Annotated in this window: 7 protein-coding genes; 3 read left to right on the top strand and 4 right to left on the bottom strand. The window is 70.6% G+C overall.

Annotation, left to right across the window (positions count from 1 at the left end):
- The first annotated feature begins 69 nt into the window (after nt 1-69).
- The 3 genes from gndA to RT309_RS03745 all read left to right on the top strand — a co-directional run bounded on the left by gndA (nt 70) and on the right by RT309_RS03745 (nt 3,944).
- Nucleotides 70-1,533: an NADP-dependent phosphogluconate dehydrogenase gene (gene gndA / locus RT309_RS03735; RefSeq protein ID WP_313355452.1), complete on the top strand. Its 1,464-nt coding sequence runs from the start codon at nt 70-72 to the stop codon at nt 1,531-1,533.
- Nucleotides 1,534-1,625: 92 nt separating this feature from the next.
- Entirely contained in the window at nt 1,626-2,354 is a 729-nt protein-coding gene (locus tag RT309_RS03740) for a response regulator transcription factor (RefSeq protein ID WP_313355454.1), read from the top strand.
- Nucleotides 2,355-2,393: 39 nt separating this feature from the next.
- The gene (locus RT309_RS03745; protein ID WP_313355456.1) at nt 2,394-3,944 is read left to right on the top strand and encodes an ATP-binding protein; all 1,551 of its coding nucleotides are present in this window, start codon (nt 2,394-2,396) and stop codon (nt 3,942-3,944) included.
- Here RT309_RS03745 and RT309_RS03750 read toward each other — a convergent pair.
- From RT309_RS03750 to prs, 4 genes are all read right to left on the bottom strand, one after another.
- Entirely contained in the window at nt 3,938-5,488 is a 1,551-nt protein-coding gene (locus tag RT309_RS03750; RefSeq protein ID WP_396654405.1) for an FAD-dependent oxidoreductase, read from the bottom strand. The two genes, RT309_RS03745 and RT309_RS03750, sit on opposite strands and share 7 nt — an antisense overlap.
- Before the next feature lie 69 nt (nt 5,489-5,557).
- Nucleotides 5,558-6,433 carry an FAD:protein FMN transferase gene (locus RT309_RS03755; RefSeq protein WP_313355458.1) on the bottom strand — a complete coding sequence of 292 codons (876 nt, stop codon included), beginning with the start codon at nt 6,431-6,433 and terminating at the stop codon, nt 5,558-5,560.
- 6 nt (nt 6,434-6,439) lie between these two features.
- Nucleotides 6,440-6,910 carry an FMN-binding protein gene (locus RT309_RS03760; protein WP_313355460.1) on the bottom strand — a complete coding sequence of 157 codons (471 nt, stop codon included), beginning with the start codon at nt 6,908-6,910 and terminating at the stop codon, nt 6,440-6,442.
- A 45-nt stretch (nt 6,911-6,955) separates the two neighbouring features.
- Nucleotides 6,956-7,334, bottom strand: a 379-nt coding sequence (prs, locus tag RT309_RS03765) for a ribose-phosphate diphosphokinase (protein WP_313355462.1), incomplete at its 5' end; no start/stop codon positions are given.

Raw genomic sequence — 7,334 nt, forward strand, 5'->3', positions numbered from 1 at the left:
ACGAAGGGATGTCCGAGGGTCGCACACCGATACCCTGGGATCACGCCCTTCACCACCGAGGAGATCCCTGTGCCCACCGCAGCAGCCAACATCGGAGTCGTCGGACTCGCCGTCATGGGGTCGAACCTGGCCCGCAACCTCGCCAGCCGCGAGGGCAACACGGTGGCGGTGCTGAACCGCTCGCGGGCGAAGACCGACGATCTGGTCGCGCTGCACGCCGACGCCGGTTTCGTGCCCACCTTCTCGTACGAGGAGTTCGCCGCGTCGCTGCAGAAGCCGCGCACGGCGATCATCATGGTCAAGGCGGGGCTGGGCACCGACGCGGTGATCGACGAGCTCGTGCGCGTCTTCGAGCCGGGCGACATCATCGTCGACGGCGGCAACGCCTACTTCCCCGACACCATCCGCCGCGAGAAGGCGGTGCGCGAGACGGGCATCAACTTCGTCGGTGCGGGCATCTCGGGTGGCGAAGAGGGTGCCCTGCTCGGACCGAGCATCATGCCCGGCGGTTCGGACGAGTCGTGGGTGACCCTCGGCCCGATCCTCGAGTCGATCGCCGCGGTCGCCGAAGGTGAGCCGTGCGTCACGCACGTCGGGCACGGCGGCGCGGGTCACTTCGTGAAGATGGTGCACAACGGCATCGAGTACGCCGACATGCAGCTGATCGCCGAGGCCTACGACCTCATCCGCCGTGCCACGGGCAAGTCGCCGGCCGAGATCGCCGACATCTTCGCCGAGTGGAACACCGGCGAGCTCGAGTCGTACCTCATCGAGATCACCGCCGAGGTGCTGCGCCAGATCGATGCGGAGACCGGCAAGCCGCTCGTCGATGTCATCGTCGACCAGGCGGGCGCCAAGGGCACCGGAGCGTGGACCGTGCAGACCGCGCTCGCGCTCGGCGTTCCCGTCTCGGGCATCGCCGAGGCGACCTTCGCCCGCTCGCTCTCGTCGCACCCCGAGCAGCGCGCGGTCGCCGCGCACCTGCCCGGTCCTTCGACAGACTCAGGGACCCAGGAGTTCGTCGTCGATGACGTGGACGCCTTCATCGAGGACGTGCGCCTCGCCCTGTACGCATCGAAGATCGTCGCATACTCCCAGGGCTTCGACGAGATCCGCGCCGGTGCCGCCGAGTACGGCTGGAGCATCGACCTGGGCGCCGTGGCGAAGATCTGGCGCGCCGGCTGCATCATCCGCGCGCAGTTCCTCAACCGCATCGCCGAGGCGTACGCGGGCGAGCCCGATCTGCCCGCACTGCTCACGGCCCCCTACTTCGCCGAGGCGCTCTCGCGCGGTCAGGCCGCGTGGCGTCGGGTCGTCATCGCCGCCGCGCAGGCGGGCATCCCGGCTCCTGCGTTCTCGTCGTCGCTGTCGTACTACGACGGCATCCGCGCCGAGCGTCTGCCCGCCGCCCTCATCCAGGGTCAGCGCGACTTCTTCGGCGCGCACACCTACCGGCGGATCGACAAGGAAGGCACCTTCCACACGCTGTGGTCGGGCGACCGCAGCGAGATCCCGGCGATCGACACGCACTGATCCCGCCGCGCGATCCGCCACCGGGAGGCCTGCACAGGTGACGCATAGGAGATCCAAGGGAATCTCGATGTCGATGCGCGCACAATGGAGCAATGAGCACCGAGCATCCCGACCTGCGTCGTCCTGACGGAACCCCGCTGCGCATCCTCGCCGTCGACGATGAGCCGATGCTCACCGACCTGCTCGCCATGGCGCTGCGTATGGAGGGCTGGGAGGTGCGCACCGCAGCCTCGGGCCTGGAGGCCCTGCAGGTTGCGCGCGACTTCGAACCGGATGCCCTGGTGCTCGACGTCATGATGCCCGACCTCGACGGCATGAGCGTGCTGCGCCGGCTGCGGGAATCCGGCAACCTCGTGCCCGTCGTCTTCCTGACGGCGAAGGACGCCGTCGCCGACCGCATCGCCGGGCTGACCGCCGGCGGCGACGACTACGTCACCAAGCCGTTCAGCCTCGAAGAGGTCATCGCGCGACTGCGGGCCGTCATCCGCCGCTCGGGTCAGGGGCAGACCGAGGACGAGCAGTCGATCCTGCGGGTCGCCGACCTGTCTCTCAACGAGGACAGCCACGAGGTGATGCGCGGCGACGACGAGATCGAGCTCACCGCGACGGAGTTCGAGCTGCTCCGCTTCCTCATGCGCAACGAGCGGCGTGTGCTGTCGAAGGCTCAGATCCTCGATCGGGTGTGGAGCTACGACTTCGGCGGCAAGTCGTCGGTGGTCGAGCTGTACATCTCGTACCTGCGCAAGAAGATCGACGCCGGCCGCACCCCGCTGCTGCACACCGTGCGCGGCGTCGGATACATGATCAAGTCACCGCAGTAGCCCATGCTCCCCCACCCGTTGAGCCTCCAGGCGCGGCTGATGGCCGCGGTGATCGGGTTCGTCTCGCTCATCCTCGTGATCGTCGCGATCATCACCAGCGCGACACTGGGCAAGACCCTCGAAGACGATCTGCAGAGGAAGCTCGAGGCCACGTCGAACGTGACGACGGCGCTGGTCACCAGCCGCGCCGATGCGGCGGCGAGCCGCGGCGAGCCGCTCACCGCCGCGGATGCGGTCAGCGGTGGCATCGTTCAGACCGGCAGCCTGCTGCTCGCGGTGCTGCCCCCGAACACACCCGCGTCCGGGGTGATCGTCACCCCCGAGTCGCGGCGTGACCTGCCGGCCCGCGATCTGCTGACCCTCACCTCCGCGCTGCAGGCATCCGAGTCGGCGACCGTCACCCTGCACGACGTCGGCTCGTTCCGGGTGACCGTCGACCGCACCGACAACGGCGTGGTCGTGATCACCGGCCTGCCCCGCGCCGAGGTGCAGCACACGATGACGTCGCTGTTCACCGTGATCGCCCTCGCGACCCTCGGCGGGCTGATCCTGCTGGCGATCACCACCGCGCTCACGATCAGCATGGGCCTGCGTCCGCTGCGCGCGGTCGCGGCGACCGCGTCGCGAGTCGCCGGCCAGCCGCTCGATCGCGGCGAGGTGAGCATCACCGAACGCGTGCCCGACTACGAGGCCGATCCGCGCACCGAGGTCGGCCGCGTGGGGGTCGCGCTGAACACCCTCCTCGACCACGTCGACTCCTCGCTCTCGGCACGCCAGCGCAACGAGGAGCGCATGCGGCGGTTCGTGGCGGATGCCAGCCACGAGCTGCGCACGCCGCTCGCGTCGATCCGCGGGTACTCCGAGCTGTCGCTGCGGGCGCTGCGCCAGTCGCACGACGACTCCACCGTCGAGAACACCACCTCGGCGCTGGAGCGCATCCAGGCGCAGTCGCTGCGCATGACGCGACTCGTCGAGGATCTGCTGCTGCTCGCCCGGCTCGACGAGGGCGCCGAGCTCGTGCACGGCGAGGTCGACCTGTCGCAGCTCGCCGTCGAGGCCCTCGCCGACGCGCAGCCGACCGCCCCCGGCCACCACTGGCAGCTCGAGACCCCCGGCGAGCCGGTGATCGTCACGGGCGACGTCGGACGCCTGCACCAGGTGGTCGGCAATCTGCTCGCCAACGCCCGCACGCACACGCCGGAGGGAACGACCATCACGCTGTCGCTGACGGCCACCCCCGCGGGCGCCGAGCTTCGGGTGCACGACGACGGGCCCGGCATCGATCCCGCCGTGCGCGAGGAGCTGTTCGCCCGGTTCGCCCGCGGCGACGTGTCGCGAGCACGGCAGACCGGCGGCACCGGGCTCGGTCTCGCGATCGCCAAGGCGATCGTCGAGGGCCACGGCGGCACCGTCACGGTCGAGAGCGCGCCGGGCGACACGTCGTTCACCGTGCGACTGCCGCGCGGCGAGCAGCCGACGCCGCCACCGGCACCGTCAGCACCGGAGCGGTCGACGCCAGGGCATCCGGACCAGCCCCGGCATCCGGACCAGCCCGGACATCCGGACCAGGCCGGGCATCCGGCTCAGTAGCCGGCGAACGCGTCGGTCGTGACCCCGCGGGCCTTCTGCAGCGCCGGTGCGAGATCGGCGATGAGACGCGGCGGCCCCGAGATGTACGCGTGCCGGCCGGCGAGGTCGGGCACCATGCGGTGCAGGCCGTCAGCGTCGAGGCGGATGCCCTGCGCCCACGTCCAGTGCGGCGGAAGGTCTGCCGGCTCGTCGCGCGTGAACACGATCGTCCGGGCGCCGGTCTCGGCGAGCTCGTCGCGGAAGGCGAGCTCGGCCGCCTCGGCGGCCACGTAGACGAGCACGACGTCGCGCTCGGCACCCGTCGCCCGCAGCTGACGCAGCTGCGACACGAACGGGGTCACGCCGATGCCTGCCGCGACCATCAGCACCGGGGTGCGCCCGCGAGGCAGCACGAAGTCGCCCCAGGTTCCGGTGACGGCGAGCACCGCGCCCGGCTCGGCCGCCTTCAGTGCCCGCTTGTAGCTCGAGGGATGCTTCTGGTCGCCGTCCTTGTAGGCGACACGCAGGGTGGGCAGGTCGGCGGGCGCTGAGACGATGCTGAACTCGCGGCGGGTGCCCCTGGCATCCGGATTGCGGTGCGGCACCTCGAGCTCGAGATACTGCCCCGCGATGAAGCGCAGCCGGCCCTTCGTTCGGAACGTGAGCTCCTGCGCGGTCGGGGTGACGAAGGTGCGCCCGGTGAGCACGAGCCGCACCGAGCTGCGCAGCGCGAAGGCGAACGCGAGCAGGTTGCCGATCAGCAGAGCGCGCTCCTGGCCCAGCGTGAACAGCGAGCCGATCGCGATCGGCCAGCCGGCGAGCACGCCCACGAGCGCGGCGACGCTGTACTGCTGCCAGCGTCGGGGCGGAAGCGTGAGCGGCTCGGAGAGCATGAACGCGCCGAGGAAGAGGTACGGCGCCTGCGTGAGCGCCGTGAGCAGCGCGTCACCGGCGCTGAACGGGATGCCGAAGCTCTGCGACTGCACCACCTGGCGCACGACCGACACCGCGACGACCACCACGAGGAAGAGCAGCACCAAGCGCACCTTCTCGGTGCGCCACAGCACGATCAGACCGCTCAGGGCGACGAACAGCGTCAGCCACGGCGTGCCGACCCACCACGCCGAGAAGGTGCCGAGGCCGAAGATCGTCACGACGGCGGCTCCGAACGCGGCGGGATTGAAGATGTGCCGCCCGCGCCACGCGATCAGGTACTTCGACAGGCTCGCCAGCACACCCGCGATCGCCGTCCCCGCCAGGCCCGCCGCAGTGAGCGAGGGTTGCAGCACGAACAGCAGGATGAGCGCGGTGACCAGCGACGACTCGATGCGCCACGGCAGGCGCAGGACGCGCTGCGCGACCGCGTCGACCGCGGAGATCGACACGGCCAGAGCGGCGAAGGACGCCACGATCTCGCCGGCTGTCGGTCCCACGAGACCTGCGAGTGACAGCCCGAGCGCGATGGCCGCGAGACCCGCGAGGGCGAAGAGCACGAGCCGGTACATCGAGAGAGCGCCGAGCACGGCCAGCACACGCTGTCGCATGGCGAGGAACGCAGTGATCACCGTTCTACTCTTCCGTATCCCGGCCGTTCGGGCTCGATGAGCGCACCGGCACGCCGTTGCTCCGCGTCCTCAGCGGCCGGGCTCGGTGAACAGCACACCGGGGAAGCCGCTCGAGCGCTCCACGCGTCCGTCGCTCGACATCCGCACCCAGTGGGCGCCCCAGCGGTCGGCGAGCTCATCACCGCCGTCGAAGAACAGCGCCGTCGCTGCGGCGTCGGCGTGCAGCGCGTCGTGGGCGAGGGCCCAGGTCGCGACCCAGGTGGTCACCGGCAGCCCGGTGCGTCCGTCGAGCACGTGATGCAGTCCGCTCGCCCACGCGCGGCGCGTCACCGCAGACGCGCACAGCGCGGCATCCGTCACCTCCACCACACCGACTGCAGAGGTGGGATCGTACGGGTGCTCGAGCGCGATTCGGGCCGTGCCGCCGCGCACGCGGACATCACCGCTGCCGTCGACGGTCACCCGTCCCGGCAGGCGCGCCAGTGCGCCGCTGACCACGTCGACCAGCCGGCCCTTGCCGACGGCGCCGACATCGATGACCGCCGGCTCATCGAGGGTCAGCCCCCGCTCGTCGCAGCGCAGCATCCGCTCCCACTCGGCGGGAGCCGTCTGCGGCGTTCCGGGGCGCAGCGTGAGAGCGGCGTCGTAGCCGAGAGCGTCGAGTGCCGATCCGATCAGCGGGGTGACGCCGCCGTCGGTCGCGTGCGCGAGAGCGCGATAGACCTCGAGCATCGCCGCGGCGTCGCCGACGGCGCTCGGAGTCAGCTCTGCCGTGCCGCCGTGCGCGCGCAGCGAGGAGACGACGGAGTCGTCACGGAAGCGCGACCAGACCGCGTCGAATTCCTCGATGATCTCGCCGACGCGCGCGCGAGCCGATCCGTCCAGCGGCTCGGCGGTCTCGATCTCCCAGCGCGTGCCGATGGCGTCGAACCGCCACGAGTGCATGCCGGATCACTCAGCCGCGGCTGCGGCTGCGGCCTCGTCCTTGATCCTCACCACGGCCTGATCGAACCCGTCGCTGGTGAGCGACGATCCGGCGACGCGGTCGACCTGCAGCTCATCGAGCTTCTTGCCGACCACGACATCCGAGATGCCCGCGATGAACTGGCCCTGGAAGTTCTTCGACTCCGGCGCCAGCGGGTCGCCGACCACCTCGACGTCGGTGACCGTGTCGTCGGCGATCGTGAGGGTCACCGCGATCGTCTCGACCGTCTCGGGTGTGCGGTACGACCCCTCTGCCGCGTAGGTGCCGTCGGCGTACGGCGCGCTCGCGTCGGTGCTCAGCGGAGACGGGTCGGGCTTCGTCGTGTCCGCGTCTGCGGCGCCCGAGCATCCGGTGAGCATGAGCGCGCCGGCGACACCGAGCAGAGCGGTTCCGGTGCGGGCTGCGGGGTGCACGTTCATGCCTCCAGCTTCGGGCATCCGGCTATGAGGAATCCGGATGCCCTCGTCGCTGCGTGCCGAGGATCAGGCGTCTCCGCCGAACATGCTCGTCACTGAGCCGTCTTCGAACACCTGCTTGATCGCGGTGGCGAGCAGCGGCGCGATCGGCAGGATCGTGAGCCCGTCCCACTGGCGCGACTCGGTGAGCGGGATCGTGTCGGTGATGACGACCTGGTCGATCGAGTCGTCCTGCAGGCGCTCGGATGCCGGGTCGCTGAACACGGCGTGCGTGGCCGCGACGATCACCTTGCGGGCGCCGTTCGACTTGAGCGCCTGCGCGGCCTTGACGATCGTGCCGCCGGTGTCGATCATGTCGTCGACGAGCAAGCAGGTGCGGCCGTCGACCGCGCCGACGATCTCGTGCACCGAGACCTGGTTGGCGACCTTCGGGTCGCGGCGCTTG

Origin of the sequence: Microbacterium sp., from assembly GCF_032084865.1 — a bacterium.
In the GTDB taxonomy this organism is placed as follows: Bacteria; Actinomycetota; Actinomycetes; order Actinomycetales; family Microbacteriaceae; genus Microbacterium.

What these genes read in the sequence shown, in the direction of transcription:
- RT309_RS03740 (WP_313355454.1), top strand. Translation starts at nt 1,626, where the DNA reads ATGAGCACCGAGCATCCCGACCTGCGTCGTCCTGACGGAACCCCGCTG.
- RT309_RS03745 (WP_313355456.1), top strand. Translation starts at nt 2,394, where the DNA reads ATGGCCGCGGTGATCGGGTTCGTCTCGCTCATCCTCGTGATCGTCGCG.
- RT309_RS03755 (WP_313355458.1), bottom strand. Translation starts at nt 6,433, where the DNA reads ATGCACTCGTGGCGGTTCGACGCCATCGGCACGCGCTGGGAGATCGAG.
- RT309_RS03760 (WP_313355460.1), bottom strand. Translation starts at nt 6,910, where the DNA reads ATGCCCGAAGCTGGAGGCATGAACGTGCACCCCGCAGCCCGCACCGGA.